1 protein-coding gene is annotated in these 361 nt (G+C 37.1%); it reads left to right on the top strand.

The window, feature by feature from the left end; all coding sequences use genetic code 11:
• Positions 1-68 precede the first annotated feature (68 nt).
• Positions 69-361, top strand: a 293-nt coding sequence (locus tag RCF13_RS03065) for a hypothetical protein (protein ID WP_308140858.1), incomplete at its 3' end; no start/stop codon positions are given.

Genomic DNA, 361 nt, shown 5'->3' with positions numbered 1-361 from the left:
TGTACAAAGAGTTCATCAATAGATCTAGGCCATACAAGAAATATGCGAAAGATGTACCAGACGAAATCATGGCAGAATTAACAGAGAACCCAGTACCTAAATGGCGGTATTGGTTTTTTACGTTTAGGGATAATTTAAGCCTTACAGAAGCAGATATCCAAAAGAAAATCCAATCAGCTCCTCCTGGCACTAAGCTTTATAAAAATAAGATTCAAGGGCTTAGAGGTAGAGCAACGGGATTAATATTCCCCAACTTCAATAGAAAAAATAATGTTAGATCCATTGATTGGCTTAAGAAAAGAATGGCCGACAAAACCAATCCTCTTAAATTTGTTCACTTCTCATGTGGAGTGGATACAGC

Source organism: Stenotrophomonas maltophilia group sp. RNC7 (assembly GCF_030910085.1).
Classification (GTDB): Bacteria; Pseudomonadota; Gammaproteobacteria; order Xanthomonadales; family Xanthomonadaceae; genus Stenotrophomonas; species Stenotrophomonas sepilia.
Note: the sequence above shows the minus strand (reverse complement) of the source record. Positions and strands in the feature narration are given on the sequence as shown.